Annotated in this window: 14 protein-coding genes; 9 read left to right on the top strand and 5 right to left on the bottom strand. The window is 67.0% G+C overall.

Annotation, left to right across the window (positions count from 1 at the left end; genetic code table 11):
• The 3 genes from C5F44_RS03805 to C5F44_RS03795 form a co-directional block, all read left to right on the top strand.
• Window positions 1-588 (top strand): virulence factor (locus C5F44_RS03805; protein ID WP_219908659.1); only part of this gene is annotated, 588 nt, incomplete at its 5' end.
• Window positions 589-765: 177 nt separating this feature from the next.
• Window positions 766-954 (top strand): hypothetical protein, encoded by a 189-nt coding sequence (locus tag C5F44_RS17925; RefSeq protein WP_181318177.1) that lies wholly within the window; start codon window positions 766-768, stop codon window positions 952-954.
• A 155-nt stretch (window positions 955-1,109) separates the two neighbouring features.
• The gene (locus C5F44_RS03795) at window positions 1,110-1,862 is read left to right on the top strand and encodes a Crp/Fnr family transcriptional regulator (protein WP_107672156.1); all 753 of its coding nucleotides are present in this window, start codon (window positions 1,110-1,112) and stop codon (window positions 1,860-1,862) included.
• Window positions 1,863-1,911: 49 nt separating this feature from the next.
• Here C5F44_RS03795 and C5F44_RS03790 read toward each other — a convergent pair whose 3' ends face one another.
• Together C5F44_RS03790 and C5F44_RS03785 are read right to left on the bottom strand one after the other, a co-directional pair.
• A complete protein-coding gene (locus C5F44_RS03790; RefSeq protein WP_235822493.1) occupies window positions 1,912-2,103 on the bottom strand; it encodes a hypothetical protein in 192 nt (63 codons plus the stop codon).
• A 313-nt stretch (window positions 2,104-2,416) separates the two neighbouring features.
• Entirely contained in the window at window positions 2,417-2,965 is a 549-nt protein-coding gene (locus tag C5F44_RS03785) for an OmpA family protein (protein ID WP_181318176.1), read from the bottom strand.
• A gap of 206 nt (window positions 2,966-3,171) precedes the next feature.
• Here C5F44_RS03785 and C5F44_RS03780 point away from each other — a divergent pair, with 206 nt between their 5' ends.
• The 6 genes from C5F44_RS03780 to C5F44_RS18350 all read left to right on the top strand — a co-directional run bounded on the left by C5F44_RS03780 (window position 3,172) and on the right by C5F44_RS18350 (window position 6,590).
• Window positions 3,172-3,627, top strand: a complete 456-nt coding sequence (locus tag C5F44_RS03780) for a cupin domain-containing protein (protein ID WP_107672153.1) — start codon at window positions 3,172-3,174, stop codon at window positions 3,625-3,627.
• 332 nt (window positions 3,628-3,959) lie between these two features.
• Window positions 3,960-4,265, top strand: coding sequence for a hypothetical protein (locus tag C5F44_RS03775; protein WP_107672152.1), 306 nt, complete (start codon window positions 3,960-3,962; stop codon window positions 4,263-4,265).
• Window positions 4,265-4,621: a hypothetical protein gene (locus C5F44_RS03770; RefSeq protein ID WP_107672151.1), complete on the top strand. Its 357-nt coding sequence runs from the start codon at window positions 4,265-4,267 to the stop codon at window positions 4,619-4,621. Before C5F44_RS03775 ends, C5F44_RS03770 begins: the two co-directional genes overlap by 1 nt.
• A gap of 100 nt (window positions 4,622-4,721) precedes the next feature.
• Window positions 4,722-5,012: a hypothetical protein gene (locus C5F44_RS03765; protein ID WP_107672150.1), complete on the top strand. Its 291-nt coding sequence runs from the start codon at window positions 4,722-4,724 to the stop codon at window positions 5,010-5,012.
• Between the two features lie 304 nt (window positions 5,013-5,316).
• Window positions 5,317-6,234 (top strand): transglutaminase family protein, encoded by a 918-nt coding sequence (locus tag C5F44_RS03760; protein ID WP_107672149.1) that lies wholly within the window; start codon window positions 5,317-5,319, stop codon window positions 6,232-6,234.
• 95 nt (window positions 6,235-6,329) lie between these two features.
• Window positions 6,330-6,590: a DUF3309 family protein gene (locus tag C5F44_RS18350; RefSeq protein WP_235822492.1), complete on the top strand. Its 261-nt coding sequence runs from the start codon at window positions 6,330-6,332 to the stop codon at window positions 6,588-6,590.
• A 133-nt stretch (window positions 6,591-6,723) separates the two neighbouring features.
• On the opposite strand, the gene C5F44_RS03750 is transcribed toward C5F44_RS18350, so the two are convergent.
• The 3 genes from C5F44_RS03750 to C5F44_RS18230 all read right to left on the bottom strand — a co-directional run bounded on the left by C5F44_RS03750 (window position 6,724) and on the right by C5F44_RS18230 (window position 16,112).
• Window positions 6,724-7,122 carry a hypothetical protein gene (locus C5F44_RS03750; protein ID WP_107672147.1) on the bottom strand — a complete coding sequence of 133 codons (399 nt, stop codon included), beginning with the start codon at window positions 7,120-7,122 and terminating at the stop codon, window positions 6,724-6,726.
• Window positions 7,123-7,524: 402 nt separating this feature from the next.
• On the bottom strand, window positions 7,525-15,981 hold the full coding sequence (locus tag C5F44_RS03745; protein ID WP_235822491.1) for a glycoside hydrolase family 94 protein: 8,457 nt from the start codon (window positions 15,979-15,981) through the stop codon (window positions 7,525-7,527).
• Complete coding sequence (locus tag C5F44_RS18230; protein WP_257791669.1) at window positions 15,981-16,112, bottom strand: hypothetical protein; 132 nt, start codon at window positions 16,110-16,112, stop codon at window positions 15,981-15,983. The genes C5F44_RS03745 and C5F44_RS18230 overlap by 1 nt, the downstream gene beginning before the upstream one ends.
• Between the last annotated feature and the right edge of the window lie 139 nt (window positions 16,113-16,251).

The raw sequence follows: 16,251 nt of genomic DNA, 5'->3' as shown, positions 1-16,251 counted from the left end.
CTGCATGACACGATGGCTGTCTTCTATTCCGGCGATGGCGGGTGGCGCGACATCGACCAGCAGATCGGTCTGGCGCTGCAAAAGGCGGGTATCCCGGTGGTCGGGGTCGATTACCTGCGCTACTTCTGGCACCAGCGCACGCCGCAGGAAACCGCCGACGATCTGGCGCGCATCCTGCACAAGTATCAGGCCGAGTGGGGGGTGAAGCATGTCATGCTGATCGGCTATTCCTTCGGCGCCGACATCCTGCCGCAGAGCTACAGCCTGCTGCCGCCGGAAGATCAGGCCGGCATCGCGCAGATCAGCCTGCTGGGCCTGTCGCACCAGCGCGACTATGTGATCCATGTCGCGGGATGGCTGGGCGTTGGCAGCGACAGCACGCAAGACCCTACCGACGACATGAAGAAGATCGCGCCGGATCTGATCCAGTGCATCTATGGCAAGACCGACGATGACGATGCCTGCCAGTCACAGACGGGCATGGGCTATGAACTGGTCGGGTTCGACGGCGATCACCATTTCGACGGCGACTATGCCGGGGTCACTAAGAAAATCATGCTGGGCCTGCGGACCCGCCTGGGAAATTGACGCCGGCAGGCGGCCTTGCCCCCGCTTCTGCCGTGGCAGGACAGGTTCTGACCCGGCAATGGCGTCAGTCCGGCTCTATCGGCGGCGGACCGAGTTTCCGCCGTCAATGATGCGGTTGATCAGGGCGGCGACGGCCCTGTGCATTTCTGCCGAGCCATCGCCCGCGGGAGCGTTTGAGTGGGCTTCGGCCGCATCCCTGAGAACCCCAACGATCTCGCGCTCTGGCAGGATATTGTGATCATTCAGGGCAAGAAGGAGCGACTCGCAAATGGCAAGGGCGGCGGCTCCGGCAGCTTCGGGGGGCACGGGCATATGACTTCGACTTTCCACAAGAATTGTGACATCCTGCCGGCATCCGCGCCTTGAGGCGCCCTGACGCGCCGGGTCAGGTTCATCCGGCAACCATCGTTGCAGTAAATCGGACGGGTGGACTGATTTGCATCAGGATTGAGCCGCGTTGTTTGCGGAGAATGCACCTTGAGCGGAGGGCAGGGCGCTGCCTGCGCAGAAGAGGGTGGGCAATGGTCGAGCGGGACACCGCGCTGCTGATTCAGGACAGCCCGTTTGCGCGCAAGCTTTCGGCTTTCGTGCGGCTTGCGCCGGGCGATCTGTCGGTGATGTCCGATCTGTATCGCCGCCGGCGCCGCTTTGCCGTGGGCGTGGACATGATCCACCAGGGGCAGACCGACCATGCGGCCTATGTTCTTGCCTCGGGTTGGGCCTGTTCCTACAAGATCCTGCCAAGCGGAAACCGGCAGATCGTGGACATCCAGATCCCCGGCGATTTCCTTGGGTTGCGCTCGGTTCTGTTCCGCACGTCCGACCACAACGTCGAACCGATCACCGTTGTTCATGCCTCGGAGGTGACGCAGCGCGATCTGCTGTCAGCCTTTTCCGAGACGCCCCGGCTGGCCACGGCGGTGCTGTGGGCCGCGTCGCGGGATGAGGCGATGGTGGTCGAGCATCTGGTCGATCTGGGGCGCCGCAACGCAACCGAGCGGATGGCGCATTTCCTGCTGGAACTGGGCGCGCGGCTGCGGCTGGTGGGCTTGGCCGACAAGGCCGGCTTTGCCTGCCCGCTGTCGCAATACCTGCTGGCAGACACGCTGGGGCTAAGTGCGGTGCACGTCAACCGGGTGCTGCGCGAGCTGCGCGAGGAGGGTCTGGTGACGTTTCAGAAGGGCCACGTCACCTTCGATGATTACGAGGCGCTGGTCGAATTCGCCGGTTTCGACCGGGCCTATCTTGACCACGAAGGCCCGTTGCTGACCTGAGGACGAAGTTGCCCTTCCGGGACAGGTGTTCCCGGAAGGGCAGGCGGGCTTATGCCAGCGCGTGGGTGGCCGCATTCAGCGACTTCAGGCATTCGGCGTCATTCTTCGCTGCCTGGGCCTTTTCGGCCGCCTTGTAATGGGTCAGTGCCGCATCCTTCTTGGGGCCGGCCGGCGCCTTGTCCCAGGCGGATTTGACGGATTTCATCTTGTCGATCGTCGAGGTGGGAATGGTCATGGACATGTTCGTATCCTTTTCAGCGACCAGTCGCCGGGGGCGCCCCGACCGGACCTCCCCTGCGGGACCGGACCGGCTTTATCGTTCAGGGCGGGATCGGGTCTGTCGCCGATGACGGCCGCGGGTATTCGCGAACCATGGCCCAATCTAGGCCCGGAACAGGCGCCGGTGCTGATGCAGGTTTGCTTTGCGGCGGTTCAGCCTGGCTGCGCGGGAAAGCGGCAAGGAACCGCCGAGGGGGGCAAGGCGACGCCAGACGCGGACGAAAACCGCCCGCCAAGTGTGGCGGGCGGCAAGGCAGGCGGTCGGTCAGGCCGGGTCAGTTGGTCGGCGTGATCACGACTTCAACCCTTTGGTTCATTGCGCGCCCCGCCGCGGTGGCGTTCGAGGTGATCGGTTCACCCGATCCGCGCCCGGAATAGCTGATCCGGCTGGACGGCACGCCATAGCGGATCAGTGCGCGGGCCACGGCCAGGGCGCGTTCCTGGCTGAGTTGCTTGTTGTACATCTCGGACCCGACCGAGTCGGTATGGCCCACCACCCGGATGGTCGAGCTGGGATGGCTGTTCAGCGAACGCGCCACTTCGCGCAGCGCGGGCATGAAGCCTGGGGTCAGCGTGACCGAACCGGGCGCAAAGCTTACCGCTTCGGGCAGGATCACGCGCAACTGGTTGCCCGTGTTAGTGATGCTGGCGCCGCTGCCGGCAAGCTGGACAGTCAGCTCGCGTTCCTGCCGGGCGGCGGCTTCCGACAGGGTGCCCCCGGTCATCGTCCCCGTATAGGGGCGGCTGGGGGTGGTGGCGATATAGGTGCAACTGGTCACGGAAAGTACGGCCGCAACCGTAAGAAGGCGGATGCTGGACAACATGGGGTGATCCTTTTCGCGGCCGCCCCGGCGGAACGGCGGGCTGCCGCCTTGGCCGGGTCGGGCCATGCCCCATGGTGCCCCCCGCGCGATCGGGGCGCCCTAATCTGCATCAGCCCGGACCCGGATGTTCTGCCCGGCCCCCTAACCTTGATCAGTCTGGCCGCGTGACGGGGTGCTAGGCTTGTGCTTTGCAAAGGCGGAATGTGATGAAACAGGGCTACGTCGGAGCACTTGAACGCCTGACAAGAGACAACCGCGATTTTCGCCGCGTGCTTTTCACCGCAGGCCATCTGCAACTGGTGCTGATGGCCCTGCGGCCTGGCGAGGAAATCGGGTCCGAAGTGCATATGACCCATGACCAGTTCTTCAGGATCGAAAAGGGCAAGGGCCGGATCAGGATTGACGGTGTGAAGATCAGGGTCGCCGCCGGCGACGCGATCCTTGTGCCGGCCGGGGTGCGCCACAACCTGACCAATACAGGAAAGCGCCGCCTGCGGCTTTACACGATCTACGCGCCGCCCAACCATGCTGACCAGCTTGTCGAAGCGACACGGGCCATTGCCGACGCGCATGAAAAGGCGCGCGCGCTTGCCGCCTCGGCCGAACAGGGGCGCAAGGACATGATTGATGAGGGAGGGCCTGTGGCCGCGGCCACAGCCTGACCGCGTGTCCTGCCCACGCGCCCGGCTCCATTCCGCACCGATCCTTGTCCCAACAGCCGGTGCGGACGGCGTCGCCCGCCTTTGATTCCCTCAAGGCGGGCGGCGTGCTGTGGGCGCGCCGAAGAGATCGTATCCGGGCCGTCCGTCCCGCAGTTCCCCGGAAATCCCTCTCCTGCTGACGGGTGTTAGTGCGCGCCCCGGTTGTTTGACCCAGATTGCCCCATGCCGGTTTCGCAACAACCTCCGGCTTTCCCGCAGACCTTCGGACCTGCCTGCCGCTTCTGGCAGGTACCGGCAGGGTGCCCCTTATTCACACGGACAGGAGCCATCTCATGGCACAAGAAAACGCGAACCACCGGACCGCAAGCGCCGACTACGATGCCGTGGTCGAGCAGATGGCCACCCTGCGGCAAGACATGATGGAGCTTGCGAGGAACGTGCAGACTGCCGCCGGCACGCGCAGCCAGGCGCTGGCCAAGGATGTCACCAATGGCATGAGCGATGCCGTCAGCTACCTTGGGCGCAAAGGCCATGATGCCGATGTGCGGATCGAAGGCGCCGTGGCGGCAAACCCTTACATGGCGCTGGGGCTGGCGGTCGGAATGGGTATTCTTCTCGGGGCCATGACCCGGCGCTGATGGTTTTGCGCACCCTCTTGGCCGAACGGTTTCGCGGCACGCTGGACAGGGGCCGTTCTGCCCTTGTCTGGTCGGTGCTGCTGGCGGCGCTGCTGTCCGCCGGTTCGGCCCTGCTGCTGACTGCCGCGGTCATGGGACTGTCGCGCCTCATCGGGCCAAGCCTTGCCATGACGGCGGTCGGGCTTGGGCTGATCGTGGCGGCCGCGGCTCTGGCCCTTTGGCGGCGGCGGGTCAGGCCCGCAGGGCCCTTTCTGCCGGCAAGGCCAGCGGTGACGGCGGGTTATGCGCTGGGGCAGGCAGGGTTCGTTCTTGGCTTTCTTATGGCCCGAAACCTGCTGCGCCGGCGGCTGCCCTGAAGGCCGCACGAACCCCGATCGGCGCGGCACCGCGAACAGGCGGCCGCGCAGGATCGGGGCACATCCCTTGACCGTCCCCTTGCAAAGCGGAGGCAATCAGATGGCGTTACGTTCCACCCGTTTCATGGTGACCTTCCGGCATCCCTTTTCCCTGCCCGGAGATGCGGCCCGCCTGCCGGCAGGCGACTATGAAATCCTTGTCGAGGAAGAGCTTCTGCAAGGTCTGACCTTTGAAGCCTATCGCCGCACGGCCAGCTTTCTTGTGGCCGGTTCCGCGAAGACGGGCCGGACCGAGATGTATCCGGTGTCCGAGCATGACCTTCAGGGCATGCTGACGCGGGATCAGGCGCCGGACGCGGATGGCATCGCATTGCTGACAGAAAGCAGGTAGGAATGACCGATGGATTCCGAAAACCGGCAAGGCCGGCGGTTTGTGCGCCGAAACCGGGGGAGACCGCTTACGCCGGCCAGATGCCGCCGGACGCGCTGGTTCCCGCGCAGGGCGATGTGCCGGCAGACCGAACCTGCCTGCGCTGCCGCACCATTTTCAGAAGTGACGGGTTCGGTCAAAGGGTCTGCCCACGATGCAAGGCATCTTCTTCGTGGCGGAACACTGTCCCCCTTGCCGAAGGATACCCAAGGACGGGCTGACCCAGACCTGCAACCGTGACCCAACCGAAAGATCGGCCTGACCTTTGCCCCAAATCTCCATTCTGCATGAGACGCTTTATCGCTACCGAAACCCGGTTCAACTGGGGGCGCACCGGATGATGTTGCGCCCGCGCGAAACGCGGGATCTGAAGCTCATCTCTTTCGATCTGCAGCTTTCGCCCGAAGCACCCGTGACCTGGGCGCATGATGTGGCGGGAAACGCCGTCGCGACGGCCATCTTTCCCGGGATGACCGATACGCTCAGGATCGAGTCCCGCGCCTCGATTGATCTGAGTGCCCCCGCCTGGCCGGTGTTCGCCATCGCGACATCGGCCATCGAATATCCCTTCCTCTATTCCGCCGATGAACGCACGGATCTGGGGGCGCTGGTGGCCGCGCAATACGCAGACCCGGCAGGGCGCCTGTCAGCCTGGGCCAGGGGCTTCGTGATGGGGCCGGCCACCGACACGCTGTCCTTGCTGAAGGATGTCAGCCTGGGCGTTTCCAACCAGATCTCCTATCAGGCGCGGGATCTTGAGGGCACGCAAGGGCCGCTTGAAACCCTCGACCGCGGTTGGGGATCGTGTCGCGATTTTGCCGTGCTGTTTGCCGAGGCGGTTCGGACGCTAGGTTTCGGCGCGCGGATCGTCTCGGGTTATCTGTTCGACCCGACAGAGAACAGGCTTGGTTCGGCCGGCGCCGGATCGACCCATGCCTGGGTTGAGGTCTTTCTGCCCGGCGCCGGCTGGATTGCCATCGACCCCACAAATCGCGCGGTGGGTTCGGCCAACCTGATCCCGGTTGCCGTTGCGCGCAACATCCAGCAGGTCACGCCGGTATCCGGCAGCTTTCAGGGCTTTTCCGCAGATCTTGTCGAGCTCTCCGTGAAGGTGACCGTTGTGCAGGAAGAACCCGTCACCTCCACCATGACCCAGCCCGCGCCCTTTGTCCGTGACCGCTGATGGTTGCGGGCGTTTTCCGGCATTGTCCGGGCGTGGCCGTCTGCAAGACTGCCGCAAGTTAGCGCGCGGCAGGCGAAAGGCGCGCAAGCTGCATCATGCCGCTGAAGCTGCCTGTCGCACGGATTGCCACAGGCAAAGCCAGAGATCGCGATGCCAGGGCCGAAGCGCCGTTCCATTCCTTCAGAAGAAAGCCCGCACCAATGCTGACCAACATCCTTATCATTATCCTTGTCCTGATGCTTGTCGGGGCTCTGCCAAACTGGCGATACAGCGCCTCGTGGGGGTATCTGCCCAGCGGTGGCCTGGGGATCATTCTGGTGATCCTGCTTGTTCTGGTTCTGACCGGCCGGATCTGACGCCGGCAATCCGGGGTGCCAAAATCCGGCACCCCATGACCCGTTGTAACCGTGTTACTGCCCTGTGGTGATCAACCTGCCCCGGAAGCCCCTGCTTGCGGGGCAGGTCTTTTGCCCGGGTGCGCGGCTCACGCTATTCGACCCGGATGAGTGCCTTGTAAAAGATCCTCGTGACCCCGCTTGGAAGTTCCAGCTTCACGTCATGGGCGGTCTTTCCGGGTCTCAGATTGCTCCAGGCCCTCGGGGTGCGCAGTCCCTGAGGGACCAGTTGGTTGATTGTCGTGACATACTTCACGCCCTGACCGTCAGTGCAGATGATCTTGCCGTATCGGATATGGCCGCGAATCTTGACGGTGGGGGATCCGAACAGATCCTTGCCGCTTCTGACCTCTCCCCTTGCGCCTTCCGCCGTGCAATGACCGCCGCTGCTTCCCTTGCCGTTCAGGACAAAGGTGAACACCTGCTGGGCATCACTGGCGCCAAGGGCGGGGCTTCCATCGGGTCTGACGCAAGCTGAAAGTGCCAAAGCCATCACAAAACACAAAGCAACCCGCACTCGTTATTCCTTTCCAGGTTTTGACGGACATTCCCGAAGCGGTCTGTCGCCTGATCGCAAGATCGCCTGACAAGATAATTTGATCAAGAAATCTCTGCCCCAAGCGGTGACTTCTCCTTCGAAAAGACACCGGATTGGTCGGGGCGAACGGCGGTCTTCACGACGCTTGGGCGACAGGCCCGTTCTTCAGGGTCTTGCTGCACGGCCTCCGAATATCAAAGGCAATCACATCGACGATGCCGCAACCCCGCTGCCCAAGGGCCGTTTCTGCCACTGGTGTGGCAGGGCCAGTGGTGCCAGCACGGCGATCTGCGTCGCAGGGTCGTGCGCCGGCTTGCGGTCAACCCGGCGTGCCTTTTGCCCGGAAGCTGCCCCCGGTCAGGTGTTTCCCGCCATCATGCGAAGGCGCAGCCTGTGGGCGGCGCCGTCAAGCGGGATGCGGATCGTGTTGGTGGCATCCGGCTCTGCGCCTTCCTGCGCCTTGTCTGGCCCCTGCGTGACCGTGAGGTCGATCACCGTCCCCGCGATGCGGATTTGTACCGAGATCGCCGGCCAATGCGCAGGCAGACAGGGGGTGATCGACAGATGCCCCCCCTCGCGCCGCAGGCCCAGAATTCCCTCGACGGCGGCGCGGTACATCCAGGCGGCCGATCCGGTGTACCAGGTCCAGCCGCCCCGGCCCCTGTGGGGGGCAACCGAATAAACATCGGCCGCCACGACATAGGGTTCAACCTTGTAGCGCCGCGCCGCCTCGGGTGTCAGGGCGTGGTTGATCGGGTTCAGCAGGGCGAACAGGGCGGCGGCCCCGTCGCCATCGCCCAGTTTCGCGCGGGCAAGGATCGCCCACATCGCGGCATGGCTGTATTGCCCGCCGTTTTCCCGCAGGCCCGGCGGGTAGCCGGCGATATAGCCCGGATCGGGCCCGAAATCGGCGGCGGCATTGTCGAAGGGCGGGGTGAACAGCAGGGCAATTCCGGCGTCGGGGTCGATCAGGTGCCGCGAAACGGCGGCCATGGCCCGGCTGGCGCGCGCCGGGTCGGCCTGCCCGGACAGCACCGCCCAGCTTTGGGCGATGGAATCGATCCGGCACGACCTGCCCGCCGCCGAGCCCAGCCAGGTGCCATCATCAAAGGTCGCGCGGCGATACCAGTCGCCATCCCAGGCCTCCCGCTCCAGCGCGGCGCGCAACTGCACGGCATGGGCCTGCCACCGGGCGGCGCGGGCCGGGTCGCGCGATGCGGCCAGCGGGGCGAAGCGGTGCAGCGTGGCCAGCAGCAGCCAGCCCAGCCAGACGCTTTCGCCCTGTCCGCCTTCCCCGACCCGGTTCATGCCGTCGTTCCAGTCGCCGGTTCCGATCAGCGGCAGGCCAAGCGTGCCGGTCAGCGCAATCGCCCGGTCCAGCCCAAGGGCGCAATGTTCGTAAAGCGTGGCCTCGGCGCCCGATGATCCGGGCAGGAAGAAGGCGTCATGCTGGCCGGGCGCCAGCGACGGCCCGTCAAGGAAGGGCAGCGGGGTATCAAGCACGGCCATATCCGCCGTGACCGCCACATAATCGGCGGCGCAGAAGGCCAGCCAGACGCAATCATCCGAAATCCGGGTGCGGACACCCTGCCCGGAATGTGGCAGCCACCAATGCTGCACATCGCCTTCGGGGAACTGGCGGCCGGCGGCGCGCAGCAGATGCGCGCGCACGCGGTCGGGCTGGGTCAGGGTCAGCGCCATGCCATCCTGCAACTGATCGCGGAAGCCATAGGCGCCGCTGGCCTGATAGAAACCCGCCCGCGCCTGCACCCGGCAGGCAAGCGTCTGATATTGCAGCCAGCCATTGACCATGATGTCCATCGCGCGGTCGGGCGTCGTGATCTGCACGGTGCCCAGCACGCTGTCCCAATGCGCCTCGACGGCGGCAAGGCTGGCGTCAAGATCGGCCGCGCGCAGGCTGCGGATCAGCGCGCGCGCCGCTTCGGGCGATGGGGTCTGGCCAAGGAAATGGTCGATGGTGATGCTGGCGCCCGGGGCCAGATCCACCGTCCGCGCCAGCGCAAGGCAGGGGTCAAGCCCGGCCCCGGTTGCCCCGGACAACGGCAGCCCCCCGGTCAGCGCCAAAGGTGCCGCCAGATCGCCGCCCTGGCCCAGAAAGGCGGCGCGGTCGGTGGTGAACCCGGTCTGCGCGCCGCCCATATCGGCAAAGGTGATGCGGTCGGGAAAGGCAATGTTCCAGGGGTTGCGCGCCAGGATCGCGCCGGTTTCCGCATCCTGTCCGGTGGTGACGAAGGGCGCGGCCGAGGCGCGCGTGACGCCCAGAACCAGTTCGGCATAGCTGACCACGGTCAGCCGCCGTGGCCGCCCCGACAGGTTGCGCAGCGTCAGCCGCGAGATCTTGACCGGATCATCCAGCGGCACGAACTGCACCAGATCGAAACCGATGCCGCCGGCCTGATGCTGGAACCGGCTGTAGCCGAAGCCATGCCGCGCGATATGCCGCCCCGTCTGGCGCAGCGGCCGGGCGGTGGGGGAAAACAGCGCGCCCGTCGCTTCATCGCGGATATAGAACGCCTCGCCGGTGGGGTCGGACACGGGGTCGTTCGACCATGGGGTCAGCCGGTTCTCGCGGCTGTTTTCGGCCCATGTGCTGCCGCTGCCGGTGGCCGAGACGTGGAACCCGAACCCGTCATTGGCGATGACGTTCACCCAGGGCGCCGGCGTCGCGGCGCCCTGGTCAAGGACGGTCACATATTCGCGCCCGTCGCGGGCAAAGCCGCCCAGACCGTTGAAGAACTCAAGCTCGGGGGCCGGCAGCGGTGCCATGGGCCGCGCGGGCGGCGCAGGGTCCACCAGCGGGACCGGGTTCGCCGCATCGGCTGCTTCGGTCAGCATCGCCGCGATCTGTTCGGCCAGCGTGCCGCGCCGGGCCACCAGCACCACGCGCGCCACGCCGATCAGCAGCGCCCGCGCCTCGGGCGACATCAGATCGGCGCGCAGGGCAAACACCTGCCCTGGCAAGGCGCCTGCGTCGGGGGCGCGGCTGGCACGCAGGGCGGCCTCGATCCCGGCCTGCAGGCTCTGAACATAGGAGGCGGGGTGTTCGTTCAGGATCACCAGATCCACCGCCAGACGCTTGCCGCGCCAGTATTCCTGCGCCAGCAGCATCTCATGCACATGCGCCATGTCGGCCGGGTCGTCGATGCGCAGAACCACGATCGGAAGATCGCCCGAAACGCCCAGGGGCCACAGGGCCGATTGCTTGCCCAGACCGCCGGCGATCAGGTCAGGGCGGGCGCGGAACCGCGGATCGGAATACAGGATCGGCGCGGTCAGCCGCTGGAAGCCTGCCGCCTGCTGGGTATTGGCCCCCAGATGGCGCAGTTGCACCTGCGCCTGTGTCCAGGCCAGCGTCTTGGCCCGGTCAAAGGCGTTGCGGTCATGGTGGCGGTCGATCAGGTCCAGCAGCGCCGCCCGCGTTGGCGCGGCCACCATCCAGAACGCCAGCCGCACGGTGCCGCCCGCGGGGATGCGGACCCGCTGGCGCAGGGCGAACACCGGGTCCAGAACCGTGCCGACGCCGCCCGCCAGCCTTGCGCCCGGTTCCATGGCCCGGGCCGAGGCCAGATCATTGTCGCGCCCGACAAAGGCCGCCCGGTCGGTTTCATGTTCCGGCGGGGCCGAGGGTTCGCCCTCGATCACCAGGAACTGCGCGGCCCAGACCGGCGGTTCATCAGGCGAACGCGGCCGGCGGGTGGCGATGATGGCGCCGAATTCGGGCAGGTATTCCGTTTGCACGAACATCCGGGCAAAGGCGGGGTGGGCCGCATCCGCCGCGGGCGTTGTCAGCACCAGCTCGGCATAAGAGGTCAGCTCCACCTCGCGCGGGCGGTGCGAACTGGAACTGACCGAGACGCGGCGCACCTCGGCATCGTCCTCGCCCGAGACCAGAACATCCATCACCGTCGACAGGGTGTCATCCTGACGCCAGATCGCGGCGCGGTCCTCGAAGAACTGCACGTCGCGCTGGTCTGCGCCGCTGGCCGCGGCAACGGGGTGAAGCCGGCCGTTGCGCAGATCGCGCAGCCAGATGCCCGAGGTGGCGTTTTCGCGCGTGGAATCCGCCTGCCAGCGGGTCAGGGCAATGTCGCCCCAGTGGCTGTAGCCGCCGCCGGCGGCGGTCAGCATCACCGAATAGCGGCCGTTCGACAGGATATGGCTGACCGGCGGCCCCTGCGGTGCCCCCTCGATCAGCGCCATGCGCTGCATCTCCAGCGCGGTGGAACTGTCAGGCAGGGCCACCGCTTCGGGGCGCGGCGTCACGGCGGAAACATCGCGCGGAATGCGTTCCTGCAACAGCAGTTCTGCGGCGCGGATCATCGGTTCGGCGTGGAAGCGCGCGCGCATCCGGCCGGCTTGCAGCACATTGGCGATGGCGACGATGGTCATGCCCTGATGGTGGGCCATGTAGCTGCGCACCACGGCCACCGCAACGCCTTCGGGCAGGCGGGCGGGGGTGAAATCCAGCGCCTCGTAAAAGCCGTAGCGCCCGCGTCCGCCCAGCCCGGCCAGAGCGGCGTAATTGCGCCGTGCCTCAACCGGCGCGAACATGGCGGCCAGCCCGGTGGCATAGGGTGCCACCACCAGATCGGTCGCCAGCCCGCGCTTCAGCCCCATGCCGGGGATGCCGAAGGTGGAATACTGGTAGTTCATCTGAAGATCGCGCGCATTGAAGCCCGATTCCGAGACGCCCCAGGGGATGCCCCGCCTTCGGCCATAGGCTTGCTGCCCCGCCACCACCTGCCGGTTGGTCTGGTCCAGCAGGCTGCCCGGTGGTTCCTGCATCACCAGGGCCGGCATCAGATATTCGAACATCGAACCCGACCAGGACACCAGAACCGACCCGCCGCGTGACGGGGTGGCCGCACGGCCCAGCCGGAACCAGTGCCGCACCGGCAGATCGCCCTTGGCAATGGCGAACAGGCTGGCCAGCCGCGCCTCGGACGCCAGAAGGTCATAACAGCCCTCGTCAAGCGCGTTGTCATTCCGCGACCAGCCGATCGACAGCAGCTTGCGGTCAGGGTCGAACAGGAAGGCGAAATCCATGGCCAGCGCCATCGCCCGCGCCTGCGCCCCAAGGGCCATCAGCCGGGCGCGCAGATCATGGGGGCAGGGGTGCGCATTTCGGGCGCATTGGTCGTGCAGGGCGCCCAGCCAGGCACGCAGCTCTTCGGCTCCCGGATCCGCCGGCAGGATCGCCCGCGCCTTGGCGGCCAGGCGCAGAACGGCGGGCCAGGTGTCGCTGTCGGCACCGGGGGCAAGGATCGCGGCCTCCACCTCGTCCAGCAGGCCGTTCATGCGCGCCTCGGCGGCGCCGGGGGCCTGGCGCGCAAGGTGCAGCGTGTCCAGCAGGCCATCGCGCAGGGGGCTGCCGTCCCGCGCCGGCGGATCGCCCTCTTGCGACCATCCCTCGCAGGCATTGGCGAGCGCGATCAGGTGGCCCGCCAGATTGCCGCTGTCCACCGAAGACACATAGGCCGGGTCCAGCACCCGCCCGTCATCCGTGGCATACCAGTTGTAGAAATGCCCGTTGTGCCGTGGCAGCGCCTGCATGCTGGCCAGCGTCGCCTCCAGCCGGGCGGCGGCCTCGGGCGTGCCGATCCAGCCGAAATCGCGCGCGGCCACGCAGGACAGCAGGTAAAGGCCCATGTTCGTGGGCGATGTCCGCGCCGCCGTCAGCGGGGCGGGGGTTTCCTGATGGTTGTCGGGCGGCAGATGGCTGTGCGCCTCTGTCACGAACACCTCGAAATAGCGCCATGTCGCACGGGCGATGCGGCGCAGATCCTGCGCGGCTTCTTGCGGCAGGGCAGAGGCGGCCGCCGCACCCGGCGGCTGGCTGATCCGCAGCGCGATGACCGGCGCGGCCAGCCACAGGATCGCGAAGGGCAGGACCAGCGTCAGCGACGCCTGTCCCGGCCCCAGCGCGGCCGCGGTGACAGCGGTGCCCAGCCCCATGCCACCGGCCATGAACCGCACCTGTGCCCAAAGCCCCGGACGCGCGCCGTCCAGCGCCTGCGCCGCCGTGGTCCATTCCAGCAGGTGCCGGTGCGAAACTGTCATCCGCCACAGGCTGCGCAGCGTCGCATCCATCATCCGCCAGGCCGTATCCGGCAGGAAGGTCAGGATCAGCCCGATCCGCAGCCCGGCCATGTCCAGATCGCCCGCCGTCTGTTGCAGGTGGCTGGTCAGGTCCAGCCCGGACCGGCGCGGGATCAGCCCAAGGACCGCCGGCAGCAGAACCGGCACCGCCAGCACCGCCAACAGCAGCCCCGTTGCGATCGGCGCCACCGGGCCGGGCAGCAGCCATCCCAGCCCCAGCGCCGCCAATGTGGCCGGCGCAACCAGCGATCGGCGCAGCGTATCGGCCATCTTGACCCGGCCCAGCAGCGGCAGACCCGGCGCGAACAGCCAGCGCAGCAATTGCCAGTCGCCCCGCGTCCAGCGATGCTGACGGCGGGCGGCAACATCGACACGGCCGGGAAACGCCTCGACCAGTTCGACATCCGAGGCCAGACCGGCGCGGGCGAACACGCCTTCCAGCAGGTCATGACTGAGCAGCGTGTTGTCGGGCACGCGGCCCTGCATCGCCGCCTCGAAGGCATCAATGTCGTAGATGCCCTTGCCGGTGAACGACCCTTCGCCGAACAGGTCTTGCCAGATGTCCGACGCGGCCGCGGCATAGGGGTCCATCCCGCCGGGCCCGGCGGTTGCCTTCTGGTAAAGCGTGGCCGGAGCGCCCGGCTCCAGCGCCGGGGTGACGCGGGGTTGCAGGATGCCGTAACCGCCGGTCACACGGCCACTGGCCGCATCGAGCAGCGGGCGGTTCAGCGGGTGCGCGATCTTGCCGATCAGCCGCGCCGCCGTATCGCGCGGCATCCGCGTGTCGGCATCCAGCGTGATGACATACCGCACCCCGGCGGGAACGGCGGGCACCTGTCCATCCGCATCGCGAAAGCCGGTGTCCTGCGCGCCGCGCAGCAGGCGGTTCAACTCGTGCAGCTTGCCGCGCTTGCGTTCCCACCCCATCCAGACGCCCTCGGCGGCATTGAACCGGCGCGGGCGGTGCAGGTGCAGGAACCGCGGCCCCGCCGGGCCGGGCGGATGGCGCCGGTTCAGCGCGGCAATGCCCTCGGTCGCCTGGGCGAACAGCGCCGCGTCGCCGGGCATGACCTGTTCGGGGGCATCCACATCATCGGTCAGCAACACGAAGGTCAGGTCGCCGCCGGCCCCCGACAGGTGATGCACCTCAAGCGCGTCAATCTGTGCGCCCAGATCTTCGGCGCCCGAGACCAGCACCGGCACCGCAATGACCGTGCGCAGCTCTGACGGCACACCCGCCCGCAGATCCAGCCCGGGCAGCAGCGTGGCCCCGACGGCGGCCCCGGCCAGCCGGTCCACCAGCATGGCCGCGACGGCACTCAGCGGCAGCAGCATCGCCAGCAGCCACAGCGCGCCAATGACGGAGCCGCTGCCCGCCACCCACCAGGCGCAAAGACCCAGCAGCCCCAGCGTCACACCGGCAATCGCACCAAGATAGCCGCGAAGACCCGCCGCAATGCCCCATCTGCGAAGACGCAGGCGGGCGGGCGGGCGAACTCCGATCCTGCGTTCGAAATCGGCCCTGCCGCCGGCAATCAGCGACCAGCCCACGTCAGACCGGGGGTCATGCGGGGGCTGCACTTCGGCCCCTGCGCGGGCCAGCGCCACCACGCCGGTCTCGCTCAGGGTGCTGCCCCGCGCCAGATCTTCCACCGCGCTGCGATAAAGGTTGCGGCTGGCGAAATCCATCTGCGCATAACCGGGGTGGTCGTGCAGCCCGGCTTCGACAAGGCTGACCCCTTCGAAGAACTCGGCCCAGTCGGTGGCGGAAATGCTGCGCATCGCGGTCACGACATTGCGCAGGGTCACGTTCGATGCCCCCTGCCGCTCTTGCGCGTGGCGCACAACGGTATCAATCGAGCTGCCCTGCGCGGCCAGACGCTCTTCCAGCCAGCCAAGCGCGGGGTTGGTGCGCGGGTCGCGGTCGCGCAGGCGCTTGGCCAACTGGGCGGCAAAGACCTCGGACAACGGGCGCCGGGCCTGGCGCGCGATTTCGGGCAGCAGGGCCGCATGGGCCTGACCCGGCGCGCAGACCCGGTCCGCAAGGGCATCGGCCTCGGACCGGCGGGCGCGGCCTTGCGTCATCTGATCGGCCAGCCGCCGCAGGTTTTCGATCAGGACGATGCGCAGGGTGATCGCAACCGCCCAAAGCTCTCCGATCGTCAGCGGCTGGATGGTCTGATAGGCCACCAGAAAGCGGTGCAGCGTCCGTATGTCGAAATGGCTGTCGGTATGCGCCACAAAGGCCCAGGCAATGCCGAAGACGCGCGGATAGCCCGCGAAGGGCCCCGTCGCCAGCTTGGGAAGGCGCCGATAGTATCCGGCAGGCAGATCGGTGCGGATTTCACGGATCTGCGCTTCGACCAAATGGTAGTTGTCCAGCAGCCAATCCGCCGCCGGAACCACGTCACGCCCGGCCGCCACCTCGCGCGCGCTGGCCCGCCAGGCGGCCAGCAGCACCCGGGCGTTATCGTCAAGGCGGCGGCGCAAGGGCGGAATGTTGCGCGGCCGCGGCGCGATGGACTGCGCGGCGGCCAGCGTCAGCGCATGTTGTTCAAGCCGTTCAACGCTGAAAAGCTCGGCCCGGACGGGGGCGGTATCGGCCCAGGGATCAAGGGGGGCTGCCGTTCCCCGGCCAAGACCGGCCAGCATCCGCAGCATTGACGCGGGGGCGGGCCGGGGGCGGGGGCTCATTACTTTTTCTTCTTCGGTGTGGTCACGGCCGTCAGCGAGCCCTTTTCGAACAGCGGGGTCGCAACGGGGGCAACCTTCACCTGCTTGGGTTTCTTCGTCTCGCGATTGCCGCGCTTGTTTTCCTTTGCCACGAGAATATCCTTTGATTTTCCGGCCATTGGGCACGGATATGGAATTGCGTTCCCTGCGGGCTTGCAGGGCGGACGGGCTGTTCGCAGAAACCGAAAATGGAAACCTTCCCACGGAATGGGGGGCGATGTTTTCGGGGTA

This window comes from Fuscovulum blasticum DSM 2131 (assembly GCF_003034965.1).
GTDB classification, from domain to species: Bacteria; Pseudomonadota; Alphaproteobacteria; order Rhodobacterales; family Rhodobacteraceae; genus Pseudogemmobacter; species Pseudogemmobacter blasticus.
This window is presented reverse-complemented; position numbering and strand designations above follow the sequence as displayed.